The sequence below is a fragment of the Bradyrhizobium sp. USDA 3397 genome, from assembly GCF_054060965.1.
In genome coordinates this window covers 2,769,674-2,789,398 of record NZ_JBSSDS010000001.1, presented here as the reverse complement: position 1 = coordinate 2,789,398, position 19,725 = coordinate 2,769,674, and the positions used below count along the sequence as shown (strand labels likewise).

The following is a 19,725-nucleotide window of genomic DNA, read 5'->3' as shown; positions in this document are numbered from 1 at the left end:
GGGGCCCATAAGCCTATCGCTGCATCTCAATGCCACGAAACCCCAACGCGGCAGCCGGGAAAAGGTTCCCGGCGGCCTGTCGCCACTCAGCTCGCGGCCGCCGCGATCCTGCGCCCGGGGCTGTCATGCTCCTGGTTGTTCTCGCCGCGGCGGACCTCCGGCGGCAGCCCGGCAAAGCGCCGCAAGGCCTCCGCCATCTGCACCCGGCCCGACACGCCTGTGATCACCACGTCCACCATCGCGAAGGACGAGTGGAAGTGGCCGCGCGCCTTCAGTTGCTCGACCGGCACGCCCGCTGCGGCCATTGCCTCGGCATAGGCGATGCCCTCGTCGCGCAGCGGATCGAACTCGCAGGTGACCACGAGGGCCGGCGGCAGGCCGGCGACCTTGCCGCGCAGCGGCGAGACCCGCGGGTCGGTGCGGTCCGCCGGCGAGCAATAGAGGTCCCAGAACCAGTACATCAGCGAGCGCGTCAGGAAGTAGGCGGTCCCGTTTTCGTTGTAGGAGGGCCGCTCGAAGCTGCAGTCGGTGACCGGGCAGACCAGAAGCTGGCCGGCGATGGCTGGCCCGCCGCGGTCGCGCGCGAGCTGGCAGGTGACGGCCGCGATGTTGCCGCCGGCGCTCCAGCCGGCGACCAGCACCGGGCCCGGCCTGCCGCCGAGCTCGGCGGCGTGCTCGGCGATCCAGCGCGTGGCCGCATAGCCGTCCTCCGCAGCCGTCGGGAAGCGATGCTCCGGTGCGTGGCGATAACCGACGCTGACGAACATCATGCCGGTCCGCCGCACCATGTCGCGGCAAAACGGCTCGTCCGATTGCTCGTCGCCGAGCACCCAGCCGCCGCCGTGGAAATAGACCACGACCGGATGCGGTCCCGGCGTTGCCGGCTTGTAGACGCGGTAGGGCAGCGCGCCGTCGGCGACAGGCAGGGTGCCGTCGACGATCTCGCCGATCGGCCGCCCCGCAGGCCGGCCCTTGTTGAACTCGTTGACGAAGGCGCGGGCGCCGAGCGCGCCCATCGACTCGATCGGCGGCAGGTTGAGCGAGGCGAGCAGGTTCAGCACCAGCCGCACGTCCGGCTGCAGGCGCACCACCTCGCCGTCATTGCATTGCGCGGCGCCATCGGGGCCGGTGAGCTTGAAGCCGAGCATGCCGCGGCTGACCACCTCGTCGCAGATGCTGCGATAAGGGCCGACGCCGCCGGTATAGGGCATCAGGCCCTGCACCTTGCCCGGCACGTTGGCGCCGGTGTACCAGGTGTTGGCGAGCCGGTGCAGCGTCAGCATCGAGCAGTCGGCCATGTGCCTGTTCCAGCCGGCCTGTGCCGTCTCGGTCGGCTCGATTGTGGTGAAGCCGGCATCGCGCAGCGATGCAAGGCGATCGACCACCCAGTCGACATGCTGCTCGATCGACACCGCCATGTTTGACAGCACCGACGGGCTTCCGGGTCCGGTAATCATGAAGAAGTTCGGGAAGCCCTCGACCGTGAGGCCGAGATAGGTCTGCGGTCCCTGCGCCCAGACATCGGACAGCGACTTGCCACCGCGCCCGGTGATCGGATGCACGGCACGGATCGCGCCGGTCATGGCGTCGAAGCCGGTTGCGAAGACGATGACGTCGACGTCGAAGCTGCGACCGTTCGTGGAGATGCCGCTCGCGGTGATCGCCTTGATCGGCTCCTTGCGCAGATTGACCAACGTGACGTTCGGCCGGTTGTAGGTTGCGTAATAATTGGTCTCGAGGCAGGGGCGTTTCGCGCCGAAAGGATGGTCGTCCGGCATCAGCGCCGCGGCGGTCTCGGGATCCTTGACGGCGACGCGGATCTTTTCGCGGATCAGGTCCTGGACGATCTTGTTGCCGTCGACGTCGACGGCCTGGTCGGCCCAGAGCTGCGTCAGGATGTGGACGAGGTCGCCGGCGGCCCAGGCGCGTTCGAACCGCTCGCGGCGCTCGGCATCGCTCAATTGCCAACTCACGACCGTCTGCTGCGGGTAGGGCACGCCGGCCATCGACTGCCGCGCCTGCTCGCGATAGGCCGCGCGGTCGCTCTGCAGCAGGCTCATGCGGTCCGCGGGCGCCGGGCCGTTATGCGCCGGCAAAGCGAAATTCGGTGTGCGCTGGAACACCGTCAGATGCGCAGCCTGCTCGGCGATCACAGGGATCGACTGGATCGCCGAGGAGCCCGTGCCGATCACGGCGACGCGCTTTCCGGTGAGATCGACGCCGTCATGCGGCCAGCGCCCGGTGAAATAGACCTCGCCCTTGAAGTCCTTGACGCCGTCGATCTCCGGCGGCTTCGGCGCGGAGAGGCAACCGGTCGCCATGATGTAATGGCGGCAGGAGACGGGTGGCCCATTGTCCGTGGTGATGAGCCAGCGCTCGGACGCTTCGTCCCATCTGGCTTCGGTGACCTTGGTCTTGAAACGGATGTCGCGGCGCAGATCGTAGCGATCGGCGACGAAGCCGAGATAGCGCAGGATCTCGGGCTGGGTCGCGTATTTCTCCGACCAGGCCCAGGCGGTCTCGAGCTCCGGATCGAACGTGTAGCTGTAGTCGATGGTCTGGATGTCGCAGCGCGCGCCCGGATAGCGGTTCCAGTACCAGGTGCCGCCGACATCGCCGGCCTCGTCGAGCCCGACTGCCGAGAACCCCGCCTTGCGCAGGCGATAGAGAAGGTAGAGGCCGGCAAATCCGGCGCCGACCACGGCAACATCGACCTGCTGAGCGGTTCCGCGCTCATCGGAGGCACGTGTGGCAACCATTGCGTCAGGCATGGTATTCCTCCCGGATGTCTTGTTTTGGCGGCAGGCTATAGCCGCAGGCTCAGCTTGTCATTACAGCAAGTGCAATCTTAGGGTGGTCGTTTGCGGCGGCTTCGTGACCGCGCGAAGGTTGCGGCACCACACGCACCGCGATGCACAATGGCCGTGATCGCCCGGGGTAATCAGCCATCGTCCTTCTGTGTATGCTTGCGCTTACAAGCCACGCGTACCGCCCGGGCGTCATGACAGAGTTGAGTGAGCGAACCAGAGCGAACATGGACGTCGTCCTCGAGCAGACGTGCCGGCAACTGCCGCATGGCGGCGATCACGACAGCCGCAGGTTCATCGCCGAGCGCCTGATCGAGGCGGCACGGGCGGGCCACTCCACGCTGGGCGAGCTCGGCATCGTCGCGCGCCACGCGCTCGCGGAGCTGATTGGCAAAGGCGGTTAGGCTCAAGGCGCGAGGCTTGCCTTGCCGACGGCTCTGGACATAACCTGCCGAAACCCTTCATCGAGATGGTTGCGAAGATGCGGGCCTTGCTTGCATTCGTTGCGGCTATTGCAGTCTTGTGTGGCGCCGGTTCGGCCGCCGCCCAGCCGGTCGGGCAGTTTCCATTCGCGCTGACCCGTGAAGGGCAGATGCTCGGTGCCGTGGAAGGCGAGGTGGCCTCGTTCAAGGGCCTGGCTTACGCGGCGCCGCCGGTCGGGGCACTGCGCTGGCAACCGCCGCAGCCGACGACCGAAAGCTCGGAGATGCGCACCGCTTACGAATACGGCGCGCCGTGCCTTCAGCCGGCGCTGCCGGCGGCGAGCGAGGATTGCCTGACGCTGAACGTGTTTCGTCCTTTCGGGGTCGACGGCCCGTTGCCGGTGATGGTGTTCATCCCTGGCGGCGCGTTCGTCACGGGCACCGCGAACGATCCGCTATTCGATGGCGCCAAGCTGGCGCAGGCGGGCCTCATCGTGGTCACCGTGAATTATCGCCTCGGCGCGCTCGGCTGGCTCTCGCATCCCGCGCTGTCGGACGCCGGCTCCGGCAATTTCGGCCTGATGGACCAAATCGCCGCGCTGCACTGGGTGCACGACAACATCGCGGCCTTCGGCGGCGATCCCGGCAACGTCACGCTGTTCGGCAGCGATGCAGGCGCGACATCGATCGCGCTGCTGATGTTGTCCGCGCAAGCGCGCGATCTCTTCCACAAGGCCATTCTGCAATCGGTGCCCGGCCGCGCGCGCCTGCGTTCGGCAGATGAGGCCGAGGCCGTCGGCCGGGAGTTCGTGGCCGCGCTTTCGCCGAAGACGGATCTGCGCGCAGTCGAGCCGCGGCGCCTGCTGGCCGCCGAGAAACAATTGCTGGAGACATCGCCAAGCAGCTTTGCACCGATGATGGATGGACGTCTTGTGAGCGAGGACCTCGCCGCAGGTTTTGCGGCCGGACGCCAAAGCCGCATTCCCCTGATCGTCGGCTCGAACCAGGATGAGACCGGCTTGGAGAACGAGACCGCGATCAAGGAGGAGCTTGCGCCGCCGGGCGCAGGCGGCGGCGAATTGCGCAAGCTCTATCCCGATCTCACCAGACCGTCGGATCTCGCGGCAAGAATTTACACCGACAAGGTCTTTTCCGAGCCGGTGCGGCTGCTGGCACGTCTGCACGCGGCAGGCGGCGCGCCGACCTTTCGCTATCGCTTTGCCTATGTGCCGGAGGCCAGGCGCGCCAATCCGGACGTCGGCCACGGGCGCGAGCTGCAGTTCATCTTCGGTGCGGAAGGCGTGCCCGGTGCGGGCATCCTGTCGCGGCGCGATCGCGAGGTCGCAGGCCGCATGCGCGCCTATTGGATAAACTTCGCCCGAAGTGGCGATCCCAATGGTCCCGACCTACATGGTCCCGATCTGCCACGCTGGGACGCAGCTAGCGGCGATCGCCTGCTGCTGATCACGAACGATGGCATCGCGAGCGGTGACGATCCAATCGCGGATCGCCTCGACCGGCTCGCAAATGAGGGCAGGAGATGAATCGCATTTAAGCCGCGAGCTCGACGCGCGGCGCCGGGCTGAGCCGGTCTTCCTCCAGATAATCCATCGCGCCGTCCTTCTCGACGGCATAGAACTGCTGGCCATCCCGCGACTTGAAGGCGGCGCGGACGACACCGCGGCGGCCCTTGTCACTGTTGACGACGTCCCCCAGCGCAAACTTCCTCATCGCACGTCTCACTTGTCTTCAGGCCGACTGCTTCGGCCCAGCGGGGATTCTGGGCGGCAAATCGTTAACGACTTGCTAACCATGCCGCTTTGCCTATGCTCACCGCCGATCGTGCGGACCGCTCGCACGCGCCTGTTGTCAACGAGACGAGCCGATGACGCGATTTCCGACCCTGTTCCTGTCGCATGGCGGCGGCCCCTGGCCCTTCATGGAGGACAGGCGGGTGCAATACGCCAGGACTGCCGAGGCGTTCGCGAACCTGCCGCAGCTTCTGCCCGAGAGGCCGAAGGCGGTGCTGGTCATCACCGGGCATTGGGAAGCCGACGCCTTCACGGTCTCGACCTCGCCGCATCCACCGATGGTGTACGACTATTACGGTTTCCCCGAGCATACCTACCAGCTCAAATATCCGGCGCCGGGCAAGCCCGAGCTTGCCGCGCAAGTGAAGGCGCTGCTCGCGCATGCCGGCCTCGATTGCCGCGAAGATCCCGACCAGGGTTTCGATCACGGCACGTTCGTTCCGCTCGGGCTGATGTATCCGAATGCCGACATGCCGATCGTGCTGCTGTCGCTGAAGTCCAGCTATGACGCGGCCGAGCACGTCAAGGTGGGGCAGGCGATCGCATCCTTGCGCGACGAAGGCATCCTGATCGTCGGCAGCGGCCTGACCTATCACAACATGCGCGGCTTCAACCGTCCGGAGTCCAAGCCCGTCTCGTATGATTTCGAGGCCTACCTGAACGAGGCAATCAGCAACCCCGATGCGGCGCGCCGCAATGCCATGCTGGTCGATTGGGAGAATGCGCCGAGCGCCCGCCTTGCGCATCCGCGCGAGGATCATCTGCTGCCGCTGATGGTGGCGGCCGGTGCTGCGGGAAGCGACGTCGGACGGCGCGTCTTCGTCGACGAGGTCGCGCATGTGGCGATGGCCTCGTATGTGTTTGGGTAATGATCTCTTCTCCGTCGTCCCACAAGCGGGGAGAGGCGAAGAAAAGCCTCACCCATATCTCAGCTTCATTACCAGAATGCCGCCGGCAAGAACCATGGTGACGGCGTTCGCCGCGACCAGAGGGGCATCGCCTGAAAGCAGGCCGTAGATGAGCCAGAGCGTGAGGCCCAGCATCATGACCAGAAACATGCCGAGGGAAATGTCGCGCGCCGAGCGGGTCTTCCAGACCTTGATGAACTGCGGCGCGTAGGCGACGGTGGTGCAGGTGGCGGCGGCAAAGCCGAGCAGCTTGATCGCGAAGGGGTCCATGTCCGGCTCTATAGCATGGATTCGGCTCTGCCTCACGCGCGGGCCGTCATCAGCCCGCGGTACAGCGCGGCATAGTCGCCGGCGCGGTTGCGCCAGGAGACGTCGGTCGCAAGGCCGCTGCGTTGCAAGCGGCGCCAGGTCAGCTTGTCGTGGAAGGCGGTGTTGGCCTTGCGCAGCGTGCCGGCGAGGGCATCCGCCGTCACGGGGGCGAACTTGAAGCCGGTGGCATCGTGGCCGGACGCGTCGGCCTCGCCGATATCGACGATGGTGTCTTCGAGGCCGCCGACGCGCGAGACGATCGGCACCGCGCCATAGCGCAGCGCGCAGAGCTGGGTCAGGCCGCACGGCTCGAAGCGCGACGGCACGATCAGCGCGTCCGAGCCGGCCTGGATCAGGTGCGCCAGGATTTCGTCATAGCCGATCACGACGCCGATCCGGCCCGGATTGGAGCGGGCCGCGGCCTGGTAGCCATCCTGCAGATCGCGGTCGCCGCTGCCGAGCAGCGCGAGCTGCATGCCTTCGCGCAGGATGGTTGGGATGGCTTCCATCAGGAGATCGAGCCCCTTCTGCCACGACAGCCGGCTGATGACGCCGAGCAGTGGCGCTTCGTCCGAGGAATCGAGATTGAACTGCTGCTGCAGCACCGCCTTGTTCGCGGCCCGGAAGGTCAGGTCTTCCGCGCCGAAGCGGTAGGCGATGTGCGGATCGGTTTGCGGATTCCAGACCTCGGTGTCGATGCCGTTGAGGATGCCGCTCAGCACGCTCGATCGTTCACGAAGCAGGCCGCCGAGGCCCATGCCGCCTTCGTCGCTCTGGATTTCCTTCGCGTAGGTCGGCGATACCGTGGTGATGCGATCGGCAAGGCGCAAGCCGGCCTTCAAGAAGCTGATGCCGCCGAAATATTCCAGTTCGCTGACGTTGAAGGCATGCCAGGGCAGGCCGATCGATCCGATCAGCTCAGGGGCGAACTTGCCCTGGTAGGCCATGTTGTGAATGGTCATCACGGTGCCGGGCCGCGGACGATTGTCGTAGTGCAGATAGGCCGGCGCGAGCCCCGCCTGCCAATCGTGGGCGTGCACGACATCGGGCACGAAGGCCGGCGCGAGGCCGTGGCCGATATCGGCCGCCACGCGCGACAGCGCGGCGAAGCGCACGCCGTTGTCCGCCCAGTCGATGCCATCGGTGGTGACATAGGGGTTGCCCGGCCGCGCATAGAGATGCGGCACGTCCAGCACGAACAGATCGAGCCCGGCATGCGAGCCCGCCAGCAGCCGGCCGGGGCCTCCGAAATAATCCGGCCAGCGCCGCAGTTCCTCTGTGCCGGACAAAAGGCGCATCACGTCGGGATAGCCCGGCAGCAAGGTGCGCATCTCGACGCCATGCGCCTTCAGCGCAACCGGCAGCGCGCCCGCAACATCTGCGAGGCCGCCGGTCTTGATGAGGGGATAGACTTCAGAGGCGACCGCGAGGACGCGAACAGGCATCATGTATTGAGCCTGTCGATCATCGGCTGGGTGATCAGCGAGATGCCCTGCTCGGTGGTGCGGAAGCGCTTTCCGTCGAACTCGGGATCCTCGCCGACGACGAGCCCTTCCGGGATCTCGACGCCGCGGTCGATCACGACGTTCCTCAAGCGGGCGCCGCGGCCGACATTCACGTAGGGCATGATCACCGCGTTCTCGACATTGGCGTAGGAGTTGATGCGCACGCCGGTGAACAGCAGCGAGCGGCGCAGCGAGGCGCCGGAGATGATGCAGCCGCCGGAGACCAGCGAACTCACCGCCTGGCCGCGCCGGCTCTCCTCGTCATGGACGAATTTCGCCGGCGGCGTGATCTCGGCATAGGACCAGATCGGCCAGGCGCGGTCGAACAGGTCGAGCTCGGGCACCACGTCGGTGAGGTCGATATTGGCGGCCCAATAGGCGTCGACCGTGCCGACGTCGCGCCAATAGGCGGGGGTGTCGGTGCCGGAGCGAACGCAGGAGGTCGAGTATTGGTGCGCCATCGCGCGGCCGTTCTTGACGAGGTAGGGAATGATGTCCTTGCCGAAATCGTGGTTCGAGTTCGGGTCCTCGGCATCGCGCTTGAGCTGATCGAACAGGAATCTCGCGTCGAACACGTAAATGCCCATGCTGGCGAGCGAGACGTCCGGCTTGCCCGGCATCGGCGGCGGATCTTTCGGCTTCTCCAGGAACTCCTGAATCCAGCCGTTCTCGTCGACATGCATGATGCCGAAACCGGAGGATTCGGTCCGCGGCATCTCGAGGCAGCCGACGGTGACGTCGGCGCCGCTCTCGACGTGCTGGCGCAGCATCACCTCGTAGTCCATTTTGTAGATGTGGTCTCCGGCCAGCACGACGATGAAGCGGCAGGCGTGGGATTCGATGATGTCGATGTTCTGGTACACCGCGTCCGCCGTGCCGACATACCACATGCTCTCGGAGACGCGCTGGCTGGCGGGGAGGATGTCAAAACTCTCGTTGCGTTCGGGGCGGAAGAAGTTCCAGCCCATCTGAAGGTGCCGGATCAGGCTGTGCGCCTTGTATTGGGTCGCCACCGCGATACGGCGGATGCCGGAGTTCACCGCGTTCGACAGCGCGAAATCGATGATGCGGGATTTGCCGCCGAAATAGACCGCCGGCTTGGCGCGGCGGTCGGTCAGCTCCAGCAGGCGGCTGCCGCGTCCTCCGGCCAGGACAAAGGCCAGCGCCTGACGGGCAAGCGGCTCGGGTCTCGCGGCACTCATGTGATCCTCCCACAACTCTGGCGCTCGCGAGAAGCCTCCCGGCCGCGCACATTGGAACCGATAGTAATGGCACGAATAGTAAATCGTGAAGGTGGTTGTTGGTTGCGAATGCACGGGAAGCTTAATGCCTTGCCGGGTGATCGGGCCTCAGCCACCGTCGCGCGGCTGTCACAGGCGGCGACGTCGCCGGGCACCGGTTGATCAGAACGGAGGCAAGCGTCTTGTGCGGTGCACGCAAACTCCAAGCTTTGAAATTCAATGCTTTGACTTGGCGCAAGGATGTCCGATCATGACGCTGCGATCCTTTTTCCAAGCGAAAGGTCAGACAGGGAGTAGGACGATGAGGATCTGGAAGACGGCGATTGCCTGTTCATTGGTCGGCGTGGTCATGGTGGCCCAGATCGGGCAGGCCACGGCGGCCCCGATGCCGACCAACGTTGCGACGATGAAGGCTGCGGCCGGTGATAATGTCACACCGGTGCATTGGCGCGGCGGTGGCTGGGGCTTTGCCCTCGGTGGTCTCGCAGCCGGCGCGCTCATCGGCGGCGCCATCGCCAGCAGCGCGCCTTACGGTTACTATGGCAGACCCTATTACGGTGGCTACGGCTATGGATATCCGGGCTACGGCTATGGTTACGCCCCCGCCTATTACGGCGGCTACGGCTACGCACCGGTCTATCCGCGATATTATCGGCCGTACCGTCCGTATTACAGCTATGGCTATTACCGGCCGTACCGGGTTTATCACCGCCCGTTCGGTGTTTATCCCCGTCCCTACTACCGCGCCTATTGGTGAGCACCGCGCGGCTAGATGGCAGCCACACGATCAGGCTCATGCATGCAACATGCATGAGCAGGATCGCGGCGAGATGCAATGGCGGGCTTGAGGTGAAGCCTGCGCATCCCGCCGCCTCCGCCTAGTTCGATCCCGCGGCTGCGAAGCTGCGGTCGGCGGCGGCGGTCAACGAACTGGCCGACCGATCGATGATGGCGTGGGCGCCGACGCGCAGGCTACGATCGATCTGTATTTCCGCTGGGACTGATCAAGCAGAAGCTGGACGCAGCGGAGATCGTGGGCCGTTCATTCACGGACGCAATCGAAGGCGAAAATGTAATGCTCCGTCGTCATTCCGGGGCGCGACGAAGTCGCGAGCCCGGAATCCATTCATCGACAGACATTGCGGCTCGATGGATTCCGGGCTCGCCCTTCGGGCGCCCCGGAATGACGACTGTGGGTGTGAGAGCTCACGAGTCACTCAAGCATTCGTGAAGCGCGACGAGCACGTTCCAGCGCAATCGCCTTCTTCGAAATATTCCTTCTGCATTCTCACGGCCCGACAACACCCTCATTGCTATTTGCACCGCAGCTCTTGCGGCACGGCGCACTCCCGCAAAGATCAATCCGACGACCACATCGGGAGACCGGCCATGGGCCTGCAAGAAACAAAAATCGAATCGCTTCCCTTCGTCACTGCCGAACTCAACTATCTCGCACCGATCGAAGGCAAGCCGCGTACCTACGCGTTTGATCCGCCGCCGGGTGAGCCCAAGAGCACTTCGCTGCCGGAGCCGCATAAGGTGCCGATCTTCGATGCGCGGCTTATCGCGCAGAACTTCTCGCTGGATCGAGAGGGCTTTGCGTTGGTGCGTCACCCGACGCAGGTGAAGGATTTCTACAACGAGGACGAGGTGAGGGCGGTCTATTATCCCGCCGTGGAGGCCTTTCTGCGCGCGACGCTGAAGGCCGACCGCGTCGTCATCTTCGATCACACCGTGCGCAAGCGTGTTGAGGGCGCGCCTGATATCCGCGACGGCGGCCCGCGTCAGCCTGCCACGCGCGTCCATGTCGACCAGACCATCACGTCCGGCGCCAACCGCGTCCGCGAGCATCTGCCTGATGAAGCCGAGGAGCTGCTGAAGGGGCGCGTGCAGGTGATCAATCTGTGGCGGCCGATCCGCGGTCCCTTGCGGGATTCACCGCTCGCCATGGCCGACGGAACCACGGTCAAGCCGGAAGACCTCGTCGCTTCCGACCTGATTTATCCCAACCGCCGCGGCGAGACCTATTCGGTGAAGTACAATCCGAACCACCGCTGGTTCTATTTCCCGGAGATGACGCCGGATGAGGCGCTGCTGCTGAAGTGCTACGATTCCGCAACCGACGGCCGGACCCGTTTCGGGCCGCATACCGCATTCGTCGATCCGACCACGCCGGCCGATGCCGCGCCCCGCGAGAGCATCGAGGTCCGCACGCTGGTGTTCCACCAGCAGTAACAAAGTGTGATGCCCCTGCCGGGTCCATGCATCATGGGCGCGGGCGTCGTTCAGGTCTCGGTGGATTAGGCCCCCGAGCACGCTATAGTGCCGCCCAAAGCAAGACAGGGGGCGCTATGACTCGGATCAGGGTGGGACTCGTCGGCTGCGGCTTCGTGTCGGAGCTGCACATGTATGCGTTCCGGCGCGTCTATGGCGTTGACGTCGAGGTCGCGGCGGTTGCTGCCCGCGGCGACAAGGTTGTCGCGTTTGCCGGGCATCACAATATCCCGCGTGTTTACCGGAGCTTCGCCGAGCTGATCGCCGACCGCGATCTCGACGTCGTCGACGTTTGCACCCCGCCCAATCTTCACGCCGAGATGATCGTCGCCGCCATGCAGTCCGGCAGGCACGTCATCTGCGAAAAGCCGTTCGCCGGCTATTTCGGCCGCGAAGGCGATCAGCAGCCGATCGGCAAGCACGTGCCGAAGGCGCTGATGTATGAGCGCGTGATCGAGGAGATGGACAGGACGCGCGCCGCGATCGAGCGCACGGACAAGCTCTTCATGTATGCCGAGGACTGGATCTACGCGCCGGCCGTGACCAAGACCGCCGAGATCATCAAGGCGACCAAGGACAAGATCCTGTTCATGAAGGGCGAGGAGAGCCATTCCGGCTCGCACGCCGCGCATGCCGCGCAATGGGCGATGACCGGCGGCGGCTCGCTGATCCGCATGGGCTGCCATCCCCTCTCGGCCGTGCTGTATCTGAAGCAGGTCGAAGCCAAGGCGCGCGGCGAGCGCATCCATGTGGACAGCGTCACCGGCGATGTCGGCAACGTCACCGCCGGGCTCAAGCCGGAGGAGCGCAGCTACATCAAGGCCAATCCCCTCGACGTCGAGGACTGGGGCACGCTCACCGCCACTTTCTCGGACGGCACCAAGGCGACGGTGTTCTCCGGCGACATGATCATGGGCGGCGTGCGCAATCTGATCGAGACCTATACGAGCGGCGGCTCCCTGTTCGCCAACATCACGCCGAACAATCATCTGATGAGCTATCAGACCAACGAGGAGAAGCTCGCTTCCGTCTACATCACCGAGAAGGTCGACCGCAAAACCGGCTGGCAATATGTCTGCCTCGAGGAGGAATGGACTCGCGGCTATTTGCAGGAGATCCAGGACTTCATGGAATGCGTTGCGACCGGGCGCCAGCCGCTTTCGGACCTCGCGCTGGCGTATGAGACGATCAAGGTGAACTACGCGGGATATTGGGCGGCGGAGGAGGGGCGGCGGGTGGTGTTGTAAGGGCTTCTTTACCCTCCAGGGGAGGGTGGGGAGTGCGCCGCCCCCTCACGCCCCGTAAGTCGAGCCCTTCGGCAGCGGGAAGACCGGGTCCTGCGTGCGGATGTTGGTCGGCCACACCACGGAGATGTGCGCGCCGGCGTTCTGCATCACGACCGGCGTCGAACGTTCGTTCTGGCCGGAGAGCGGCGTGCCCGGCGGGAAGAATTTCACGCCATACCCCTGGATCGTGCCGCCCGCGGGGATGTCGACGTCGAGCGCCGCTTTCCGGATCGCCTCGGGCTCGAAGCTGCCGTACTTCTCCTTGGCGACCGGCAGCACGTTGTTGAGCAGCACCCAGGTCTGGTTGAAGCCCATCGAGCAGTGCGGCGGCACGTCGGTGGCGCCGGTCTTGGCCTGGTAGCGACTGACCATGGTCTTGATCAGATCGCCCATGCCGGGCGCGAGCTTGGCGGGATCGAGCAGCTGCGCCGGCACCGGGTCGATGTTGCAGAAATGGTCGATGTCGGCGCCGAACGTGGCGCGCAGCTTGTCGAGCTGGCTGTAGCCGGCACCGGCTCCGAACAGCATCTTGAAGCGCAGGCCGCTCTCGCGCGCCTGGCGCAGGAACAGGGTGATGTCAGGGTTGTAGCCCGCATGCGAGATCACGTCGGCCTTGGCCCGCTTGATCTTCGTCACCAGCACCGAGAGATCGGGCGCCGAGGCCGAATAGCCTTCGCGCAGCACCACCGGAATGCCGGCCTCTTTCGCATAGGCCTCGTCAGCGGAGGCAACGCCGACGCCATAGGGGCCGTCCTCGTGGATCAACGCGACCTTGACCTCCTTCGGGTCCATGCCGAGCTTGGCTTTGGCATGCTCGGTGAGGAAGCTTGCAAAGGCCTGGCCGTATTGATCCGAATGGATCTGCGCGCGAAATACGTGTTGCAGATTCTTGTCCTTGAACACGGCGGTCGAGACCGCGGTCGTGATCCAGAGGATCTTCTTTTGCTGCTCGACCTTGGCCGCGAGCGGCACCGCATGCGAGCTCGCATAGACGCCGTTGAGGATGTCAATCTTCTCCTGGCTGATCAGGCGTTCGGCCTCGTTGATCGCAACGTCCGGCTTGCTCTGCGAATCCGCGGCGACCGGAGCAACCTTGTATTTGCCGCCGACACCGCCTTTCTCGTTGACGAGATCGATGGCGATCTGCGCGCCGATCGAGGAGGCGACCGAGCCGCCGGCGGCGAAGGGGCCGGTGAGGTCGTAGATCAGGCCGATGCGTATAGTCTCCGCTTGTGCCTGGGCGCGCGTCCAATCGAGGCTGAGTGCGGCGGCGGCAGCCGCCGATGTCTTCAGCAGCTGCCTGCGTGAAGTCGGCATCCTATCCTCCCTCAAATCCGTCGTTCGATCTTGTTGTTGTTCACAAAGTATGGGGAGCGGGACGGCGGAAAGTCAACATCGCGAAAGTCGAGTTTCGTCCTCCGCGGCCGGGAGTGCAATTGCGAAAGGGACCCCCGCACACCCGCGATCACTGCTCCAAGCGCCGCGCCAGATAGCGCGCGGTCTTTCCAACGGCCTTGGCCAGGTGATGCGGCGTTCCCGATGCGACGATATTGCCGCCTTCGTCACCGGCACCGGGCCCGAGATCGATGATCCAGTCGCTGTGCGCCACGTCGTCCATGTCATGCTCGACCACGATCACGCTGTTGCCAACGATCCGTTCGAGCTGCGCGATCAGGCGCTCGACGTCGCGCGGGTGAAGGCCGGTGTAGATAGTCCCGAAGGCGAGCGAGGATTTCCCCGAGCCTGATACGCCCGTGAACACGACGAGGGCGTTGCGAGGAATGCGGACGTCGACGTTTCTCAGATTGTGCTCGCGCGCGCCCCGGACTCGCACGAAGCCGTCGTCCTGCATCAGGTCGGGTTGTCTTGGTCGATCGTCCATCTGGCTGCTCCCGGCCGCGTCGGGATTAACGGCAGGATCGCAGGATGGGTCCGTTGATGCCGGCGGGACCGTTATGACCTGACGAAGCCAAAAGCGTTCAGATTTCGATGGGCGTGCGCTTACAACGCAGGGAGCGAGTCCTTATGACCACTGCCTTCGCGGCAGATCAAGTGGCGGAAGGCGGGCCGGATCGAACGGCGCGAGGTCGACGTTGCGCGTCGCGCCTTCGACAATCAACTCTGCGAGTGCTTCGCCGGTTGCAGGGGCATTGAGGATACCCCAGACCCCATGGCCAGTCGCAACGTAGAGCGCTTCTTCCTGCGGCACGCGGCCAATCAACGGGGAGCCATCCGCTGTCACGGGGCGGTAGCACGCTTGTTTGGCGATGATCTTCTCCGGTCGGAACAGCGGCGAAAGTCGCTCTGAGATCTGTTGCAGCCTGTGCATGAGATTTGGCTCGGGCTCCACACGGGCCGGATCCGTAGGGAAGGTGTCTGTGTCGGGACAAGCGGTCACATAGGTGGTGCCGTCCGGGCGGGGGAACACCTCGATAGGGGTGACTTGGCCGCGAATCTCCATCTCGAGAAACAGGGCGTCTGCGGATACATGTGTGCCCGTGTCGTAGACAATGCTGGGGCTGCGTTGCGCATACAGGGCGGGCAGACTCATCCACTTCGTGGCGAGCAGGGACCATGGACCCATTGCGATCACCACGGCGTCGGCCTCGATGATGCTATCGCCCACCCCGATGCCCTTGACGGTCGTGCAACCCGCCTCGCGCAGGATGCCCGTGAAGAGGCCATGGCGCAGCTCGGCGCCTTGCGCGATCGCCGCATTCATCATGGCCGATGTGAACTTCTGGGGATGAACGATGGCGGTCGTCTCGGTCGTGCCGATGCGCTGCGCGATGTGGATGCCGTTGCTGAGCCAGTCGAATGTAGAGCGCGTGTTCCGGCGCGGATCACCTTCGGGAACGACCCGGCCGCTGTATGCGCTCATCGGCCGGTAGTCCCAATGCCCAGGAAGCTCCCGAGGCAGTTGCGCGTGAAGCTTAAAACTGCGACTGGCCAAAGCGTCGAGGGGCGTGCCCGCGCACCAGTCGCGCGCCAGAAAGCCGCCGGCTTTGCCGGAGGCTGCAGCCGCCACGGCGGTCCGTTCGACGACGATGACATCGACACCATGCCGGCGGAGGAAATAAGCAGTGCAAGCTCCGACGACGCCGCCGCCACAGATTACAACACGCATCGCCTTCTTCCCTCGAGGAGCCGATCGTTGCGGCCACAATCTGGCTCGCATAGCATACTGCCGCTGCTAGTGCGATGCCTGCGGCGGCAGCATGGGATCGAAGGCCTCGTCGCTGTTCTTGTGAATGACTGCTTCTCATGCAAAGGCGTCGACGCCGGCGCCTCTCGCAATTCACGTAAATCTCTCAGGGTCGTAAGGTGGGCACCATCTCGTCCCGTATCGGAGTGATCGTGGGCACGCTTCCCTTGCCCACCCTACGCTAGCGGTGCACTCTTCGCTCAGCCCGGCCCTGCGCCCTGTGTCGCCGTATACACGGCGTAGAGCGATTGGCTTGCGGCCATGAACAGGCGGTTGCGCTTGGGGCCGCCGAAGCAGACGTTGCCGCACACTTCCGGCAGACGGATGCGGCCGAGCAGCTTGCCCTCCGGCGACCACACCGTGACGCCGCTGTAGCCGACGGCGCGTCCGGCATTGCTGGAGGCCCAGAGATTGCCGTTGACGTCGCAACGCAGACCATCCGGTCCGCACTTCACGCCATCGATCACGCAATCGGTGAACTTCTTCAGGTTCGAGAGCTTGTTGTCGCTGCCGACGTCGAACACGAAGATCTCGCCCTTGCCGCCGGGGCCGGTGTCGCCCGGTCCCTTGCCGGTCGAGGCGATGTAGAGCTTCTTGTAGTCGGGCGAGAAGCACAGCCCGTTCGGATCGGGCACCTGGTCTTCGGTGACGACGAGGTCGATGCGGCCGGAGGGATCGATGCGATAGCAGTTGGTCGGCAGCTCGCGCTTGCCCGGCACGAAGCCGGCCGGCTGTCCGATCCGCGGATTGAGCTTGCCGCCGGCATTACTCGGGCCGCCCGCGACGTCGGGCTCGCCTTCGTAGAGCTGGCCGCCATACGGCGGATCAGTGAACCAATAGCTGCCGTCGGGATGCGCGGCGATGTCGTTCGGCGAGTTCAGCTTCTTGCCCTGGTAGGACTCGGCGAGCACGGTGGCGGTGCCGTCATGCTCGTAGCGCGTCACCCGCCGTGTCAGGTGTTCGCAGGAGAGCTGGCGGCCCTGGAAGTCGAACGAGTTGCCGTTGGAATTGTTGGAGGGCGAGCGGAACACGCTGACGCGGCCGTCGTCCTCGGTCCAGCGCATTTGCCGGTTGTTGGGAATGTCGCTCCACAAGAGATAGCGGCCCTGCGCACTCCACGCCGGGCCTTCGGCCCAGAGCAGCCCGGTATAGAGACGCTTGATCGCGGTGTTGGGCTGGGCGAGATCGTTGAAGGACGGATCGACCGCGATGATGTCGGGGTCCCAGAAATAGGTCGTCGGCGCGCCGCCCGGGCCGAAATCGCGCGGCGGCGTCGTGATCGTCGTCGGCGGTGCGGCGGGCCCGGTCTGGGCCAGCGCGGGGCCCGCCAACGTGGCCGCGGCGCCGAGCGCCAGCCCCCCGACCAGCGTTCGTCGTGAAAGCGCAGCATCGTGCGCACGCTGCTCCTGCTCAGGAGCCTCCTGGCGTGTCATCGTGTCCTCCCGGTCATGTTCGGCCCGCCGGTTGATCCGGCCGAGCGAGGCGAAGGTTAGTCCGGTCCGCGTCAGGTTGCGAGGGGCAGACTTGAAACCGCGGCGTGATCGCGGGTCGCAATTTCGTCACCTTCGAGTGCGTTTGGATTGAAGGGCGCTAGGGGATAAAGCCGGAGCTCATTGTGCAAGTCGTCATCCTGGTCATCCTTCTCTCGTTTGCCTTTGCGGCTGGCTATTTCACGCGAGATTACGTCTCCCGAAAAAGGCGCGCGGAGGCACGCCGCTGGCGCGAGTACGCTGAGCCGGACTGGCTCTCAGCCAATGCGCCGGCCAACACCAACGAGATCGCGAAGACCGGCACCCCTGCGCCCACTGGCGAGCTCGGCCAAATGCTGAACCGTTGGGAGAACAGGGCGCGCGCCCGCCGCACCGGCACGGCGTAGGCCTATCGCTTTTAGGTCACCTATGTTGACCATCTTTTGGCGTTGCAGTTGCGGCCATTTCTCGTCTAGAAACGGCCACATCGGGCCCCTCCCGGAAACCAACCGTCAATGGTTTTGACCGAGGATTTGAGGCTCTGCAGGGTCTGGCAATGCTGATTCGCGGCCAAATCGAGGGGATTTCGGGGGAGGTGGCTCTGGCCGCCGCCGCGATCCCGGCTGCACTGCTGCCCACCCTCCTTATTGGCGGCCTTCTTCTTACTTGCCCCTGAGGGCCGGCTGGGCGCCATGCGCCTGGGCGCTCAGGGGTTGGTCGAGATCAACGGACACCTCAAGCGCCAAGGGACTGAAACGGGCTCTGAACGGCGCAAACGCTCAAAAGGAAATCTAGGAATGGCCACCGTGAACAAGTCCGAGAAGGACCGCGTCATCATTTTCGACACCACGCTGCGCGACGGCGAGCAGTGCCCCGGCGCGACCATGACCTTCGAGGAGAAGCTCGAGGTCGCCGAACTGCTGGATGATATGGGCGTCGACGTCATCGAGGCGGGCTTTCCGATCACCTCCGAAGGCGACTTCCAGGCGGTCAGCGAGATCGCCCGCCGCTCCAAGAACGCCGTCATCGCAGGTCTGTCGCGCGCCCATCCCGCCGACATCGACCGCTGCGCCGAGGCCGTGAAGTTCGCCAAGCGCGGCCGTGTCCACACCGTGATCGCGACCTCGCCGCTGCACATGCGCGTGAAGCTGAACAAGACCCCGGAGCAGGTGATCGAGACCTCGGTCGCCATGGTCGCGCGCGCCCGCAACCAGATCGACGACGTCGAATGGTCGGCCGAGGACGGCACCCGCAGCGAGATGGACTTTTTGTGCCGCATCGTCGAGGCCGTGATCAAGGCCGGCGCTACAACGGTGAACATCCCCGACACCGTCGGTTATACGGTGCCGGAGGAATATACCCACTTCATGAGGACGCTGATCGAGCGCGTGCCGAACTCGGACAAGGCGGTGTTCTCCGTGCACTGCCATAACGATCTCGGCATGGCGGTCGCCAACTCGCTGGCCGGCATCACCGGCGGCGCGCGCCAGGTCGAGTGCACCATCAACGGCATCGGCGAGCGCGCTGGCAATGCCGCGCTCGAAGAGATCGTGATGGCGATCAACGTGCGCAACGACAAATTCCCCTACTGGAACAAGATCGACACCACCCAGCTCACCCGCGCCTCGAAGCTGGTGTCGGCGGCGACCTCGTTCCCGGTGCAATACAACAAGGCGATCGTCGGCCGGAATGCCTTCGCGCATGAGAGCGGCATTCACCAGGACGGCGTGCTGAAGGACGCTTCGACCTACGAGATCATGCGCCCCGAGATGGTCGGCCTGAAGCAGTCCTCGCTGGTGCTGGGCAAGCATTCCGGTCGCCATGCCTTCGTGCACAAGCTGGAGGAGATGGGCTACAAGCTCGGTCCGAACCAGTTGGAAGATGCGTTCACGCGGATGAAGGCGCTGGCCGACCGCAAGAAGGACATCTACGACGAGGACATCGAGGCGCTGGTCGACGAGGAGATGGCGGCCTCCCACGACCGCATCAAGCTGACCTCGCTGACCGTGATCGCCGGCACCCACGGCCCGCAGCGCGCGACCATGAAGCTCGACGTCGACGGCCAGATCAAGATCGAGGAAGCCGAGGGCAACGGGCCGGTCGATGCCGTTTTCAACTGCATCAAGCGCCTGGTGCCGCACGAGGCCAAGCTCGAGCTGTACCAGGTGCACGCAGTCACCGAAGGTACCGACGCGCAGGCGGAAGTGTCGGTGCGGCTGGCGCAGGACGGCCGCTCGATGACGGCGCGCGCGGCGGATCCGGATACCCTGGTGGCTTCGGCCAAGGCCTATCTCGGCGCGCTCAACAAGATCGTCATGAAGCGCCAGCGCGACAATGTGACGACGGCGGCGGCGAGCTGACAAGCGAAGCTGCGAGTTCTTACTCCTCTCCCGCTTGCGGGAGAGGTCGGCGCGTAGCGCCGGGTGAGGGCTCTCTCTTCCCGAGGATTGTCCCGTTGTGGAGACACCCTCTCCCCAACCCTTTCCCG

At 64.9% G+C, this 19,725-nt stretch carries 17 protein-coding genes; 8 read left to right on the top strand and 9 right to left on the bottom strand.

Annotation, left to right across the window (positions count from 1 at the left end; translation table 11 throughout):
- Positions 1-86 precede the first annotated feature (86 nt).
- Complete coding sequence (locus ACVWYQ_RS13230; protein WP_271543731.1) at positions 87-2,771, bottom strand: flavin-containing monooxygenase; 2,685 nt, start codon at positions 2,769-2,771, stop codon at positions 87-89.
- A 191-nt stretch (positions 2,772-2,962) separates the two neighbouring features.
- On the opposite strand from ACVWYQ_RS13230, the gene ACVWYQ_RS13225 reads away from it, so the two are divergent.
- On the top strand, positions 2,963-3,211 hold the full coding sequence (locus ACVWYQ_RS13225; protein ID WP_036025032.1) for a hypothetical protein: 249 nt from the start codon (positions 2,963-2,965) through the stop codon (positions 3,209-3,211).
- Between the two features lie 77 nt (positions 3,212-3,288).
- Positions 3,289-4,773: a carboxylesterase/lipase family protein gene (locus ACVWYQ_RS13220; RefSeq protein WP_456725693.1), complete on the top strand. Its 1,485-nt coding sequence runs from the start codon at positions 3,289-3,291 to the stop codon at positions 4,771-4,773.
- A 7-nt stretch (positions 4,774-4,780) separates the two neighbouring features.
- Here the strand turns inward: ACVWYQ_RS13220 and ACVWYQ_RS13215 are convergent, their stop codons facing one another.
- On the bottom strand, positions 4,781-4,960 hold the full coding sequence (locus ACVWYQ_RS13215; protein ID WP_036006694.1) for a hypothetical protein: 180 nt from the start codon (positions 4,958-4,960) through the stop codon (positions 4,781-4,783).
- 154 nt (positions 4,961-5,114) lie between these two features.
- Here ACVWYQ_RS13215 and ACVWYQ_RS13210 point away from each other — a divergent pair, with 154 nt between their 5' ends.
- Entirely contained in the window at positions 5,115-5,909 is a 795-nt protein-coding gene (locus tag ACVWYQ_RS13210) for a DODA-type extradiol aromatic ring-opening family dioxygenase (protein WP_404543302.1), read from the top strand.
- Positions 5,910-5,957: 48 nt separating this feature from the next.
- On the opposite strand, the gene ACVWYQ_RS13205 is transcribed toward ACVWYQ_RS13210, so the two are convergent.
- The 3 genes from ACVWYQ_RS13205 to glgC are packed head-to-tail and all read right to left on the bottom strand — an operon-like array spanning position 5,958 to position 8,964.
- Positions 5,958-6,218, bottom strand: a complete 261-nt coding sequence (locus ACVWYQ_RS13205; protein WP_036006700.1) for a SemiSWEET transporter — start codon at positions 6,216-6,218, stop codon at positions 5,958-5,960.
- 32 nt (positions 6,219-6,250) lie between these two features.
- Entirely contained in the window at positions 6,251-7,705 is a 1,455-nt protein-coding gene (gene glgA, locus ACVWYQ_RS13200; protein WP_271543738.1) for a glycogen synthase GlgA, read from the bottom strand.
- A complete protein-coding gene (gene glgC, locus ACVWYQ_RS13195) occupies positions 7,702-8,964 on the bottom strand; it encodes a glucose-1-phosphate adenylyltransferase (RefSeq protein ID WP_157284691.1) in 1,263 nt (420 codons plus the stop codon). The genes glgA and glgC overlap by 4 nt, the downstream gene beginning before the upstream one ends.
- A gap of 340 nt (positions 8,965-9,304) precedes the next feature.
- On the opposite strand from glgC, the gene ACVWYQ_RS13190 reads away from it, so the two are divergent.
- From ACVWYQ_RS13190 to ACVWYQ_RS13180, 3 genes are all read left to right on the top strand, one after another.
- Entirely contained in the window at positions 9,305-9,760 is a 456-nt protein-coding gene (locus ACVWYQ_RS13190) for a hypothetical protein (protein WP_271543741.1), read from the top strand.
- A gap of 632 nt (positions 9,761-10,392) precedes the next feature.
- Positions 10,393-11,238, top strand: coding sequence for a CmcJ/NvfI family oxidoreductase (locus ACVWYQ_RS13185; RefSeq protein ID WP_456725692.1), 846 nt, complete (start codon positions 10,393-10,395; stop codon positions 11,236-11,238).
- A gap of 116 nt (positions 11,239-11,354) precedes the next feature.
- Positions 11,355-12,524, top strand: a complete 1,170-nt coding sequence (locus ACVWYQ_RS13180; protein WP_404543300.1) for a Gfo/Idh/MocA family protein — start codon at positions 11,355-11,357, stop codon at positions 12,522-12,524.
- Between the two features lie 45 nt (positions 12,525-12,569).
- Here the strand turns inward: ACVWYQ_RS13180 and ACVWYQ_RS13175 are convergent, their stop codons facing one another.
- The 4 genes from ACVWYQ_RS13175 to ACVWYQ_RS13160 form a co-directional block, all read right to left on the bottom strand.
- Entirely contained in the window at positions 12,570-13,880 is a 1,311-nt protein-coding gene (locus tag ACVWYQ_RS13175; protein WP_157284164.1) for an ABC transporter substrate-binding protein, read from the bottom strand.
- A 148-nt stretch (positions 13,881-14,028) separates the two neighbouring features.
- Positions 14,029-14,445, bottom strand: coding sequence for a P-loop NTPase family protein (locus ACVWYQ_RS13170; RefSeq protein WP_404543299.1), 417 nt, complete (start codon positions 14,443-14,445; stop codon positions 14,029-14,031).
- 141 nt (positions 14,446-14,586) lie between these two features.
- Positions 14,587-15,690, bottom strand: a complete 1,104-nt coding sequence (locus ACVWYQ_RS13165) for an NAD(P)/FAD-dependent oxidoreductase (RefSeq protein WP_404543298.1) — start codon at positions 15,688-15,690, stop codon at positions 14,587-14,589.
- Positions 15,691-15,968: 278 nt separating this feature from the next.
- A complete protein-coding gene (locus ACVWYQ_RS13160; RefSeq protein ID WP_036006753.1) occupies positions 15,969-17,201 on the bottom strand; it encodes an SMP-30/gluconolactonase/LRE family protein in 1,233 nt (410 codons plus the stop codon).
- Between the two features lie 179 nt (positions 17,202-17,380).
- Here ACVWYQ_RS13160 and ACVWYQ_RS13155 point away from each other — a divergent pair, with 179 nt between their 5' ends.
- Both ACVWYQ_RS13155 and ACVWYQ_RS13150 read left to right on the top strand, forming a co-directional pair.
- A complete protein-coding gene (locus ACVWYQ_RS13155) occupies positions 17,381-17,644 on the top strand; it encodes a hypothetical protein (protein ID WP_271544286.1) in 264 nt (87 codons plus the stop codon).
- A gap of 390 nt (positions 17,645-18,034) precedes the next feature.
- Positions 18,035-19,597: a 2-isopropylmalate synthase gene (locus ACVWYQ_RS13150; protein ID WP_036037552.1), complete on the top strand. Its 1,563-nt coding sequence runs from the start codon at positions 18,035-18,037 to the stop codon at positions 19,595-19,597.
- Positions 19,598-19,725 lie beyond the last annotated feature (128 nt).

Coding starts and splice junctions, on each gene's coding strand:
- ACVWYQ_RS13230 (WP_271543731.1), bottom strand. CDS start 2,771: ATGCCTGACGCAATGGTTGCCACACGTGCCTCCGATGAGCGCGGAACC.
- ACVWYQ_RS13225 (WP_036025032.1), top strand. CDS start 2,963: ATGCTTGCGCTTACAAGCCACGCGTACCGCCCGGGCGTCATGACAGAG.
- ACVWYQ_RS13220 (WP_456725693.1), top strand. CDS start 3,289: ATGCGGGCCTTGCTTGCATTCGTTGCGGCTATTGCAGTCTTGTGTGGC.
- ACVWYQ_RS13215 (WP_036006694.1), bottom strand. CDS start 4,960: ATGAGGAAGTTTGCGCTGGGGGACGTCGTCAACAGTGACAAGGGCCGC.
- ACVWYQ_RS13210 (WP_404543302.1), top strand. CDS start 5,115: ATGACGCGATTTCCGACCCTGTTCCTGTCGCATGGCGGCGGCCCCTGG.
- ACVWYQ_RS13205 (WP_036006700.1), bottom strand. CDS start 6,218: ATGGACCCCTTCGCGATCAAGCTGCTCGGCTTTGCCGCCGCCACCTGC.
- glgA (WP_271543738.1), bottom strand. CDS start 7,705: ATGATGCCTGTTCGCGTCCTCGCGGTCGCCTCTGAAGTCTATCCCCTC.
- glgC (WP_157284691.1), bottom strand. CDS start 8,964: ATGAGTGCCGCGAGACCCGAGCCGCTTGCCCGTCAGGCGCTGGCCTTT.
- ACVWYQ_RS13190 (WP_271543741.1), top strand. CDS start 9,305: ATGAGGATCTGGAAGACGGCGATTGCCTGTTCATTGGTCGGCGTGGTC.
- ACVWYQ_RS13185 (WP_456725692.1), top strand. CDS start 10,393: ATGGGCCTGCAAGAAACAAAAATCGAATCGCTTCCCTTCGTCACTGCC.
- ACVWYQ_RS13180 (WP_404543300.1), top strand. CDS start 11,355: ATGACTCGGATCAGGGTGGGACTCGTCGGCTGCGGCTTCGTGTCGGAG.
- ACVWYQ_RS13175 (WP_157284164.1), bottom strand. CDS start 13,880: ATGCCGACTTCACGCAGGCAGCTGCTGAAGACATCGGCGGCTGCCGCC.
- ACVWYQ_RS13170 (WP_404543299.1), bottom strand. CDS start 14,445: ATGGACGATCGACCAAGACAACCCGACCTGATGCAGGACGACGGCTTC.
- ACVWYQ_RS13165 (WP_404543298.1), bottom strand. CDS start 15,690: ATGCGTGTTGTAATCTGTGGCGGCGGCGTCGTCGGAGCTTGCACTGCT.
- ACVWYQ_RS13160 (WP_036006753.1), bottom strand. CDS start 17,201: ATGACACGCCAGGAGGCTCCTGAGCAGGAGCAGCGTGCGCACGATGCT.
- ACVWYQ_RS13150 (WP_036037552.1), top strand. CDS start 18,035: ATGGCCACCGTGAACAAGTCCGAGAAGGACCGCGTCATCATTTTCGAC.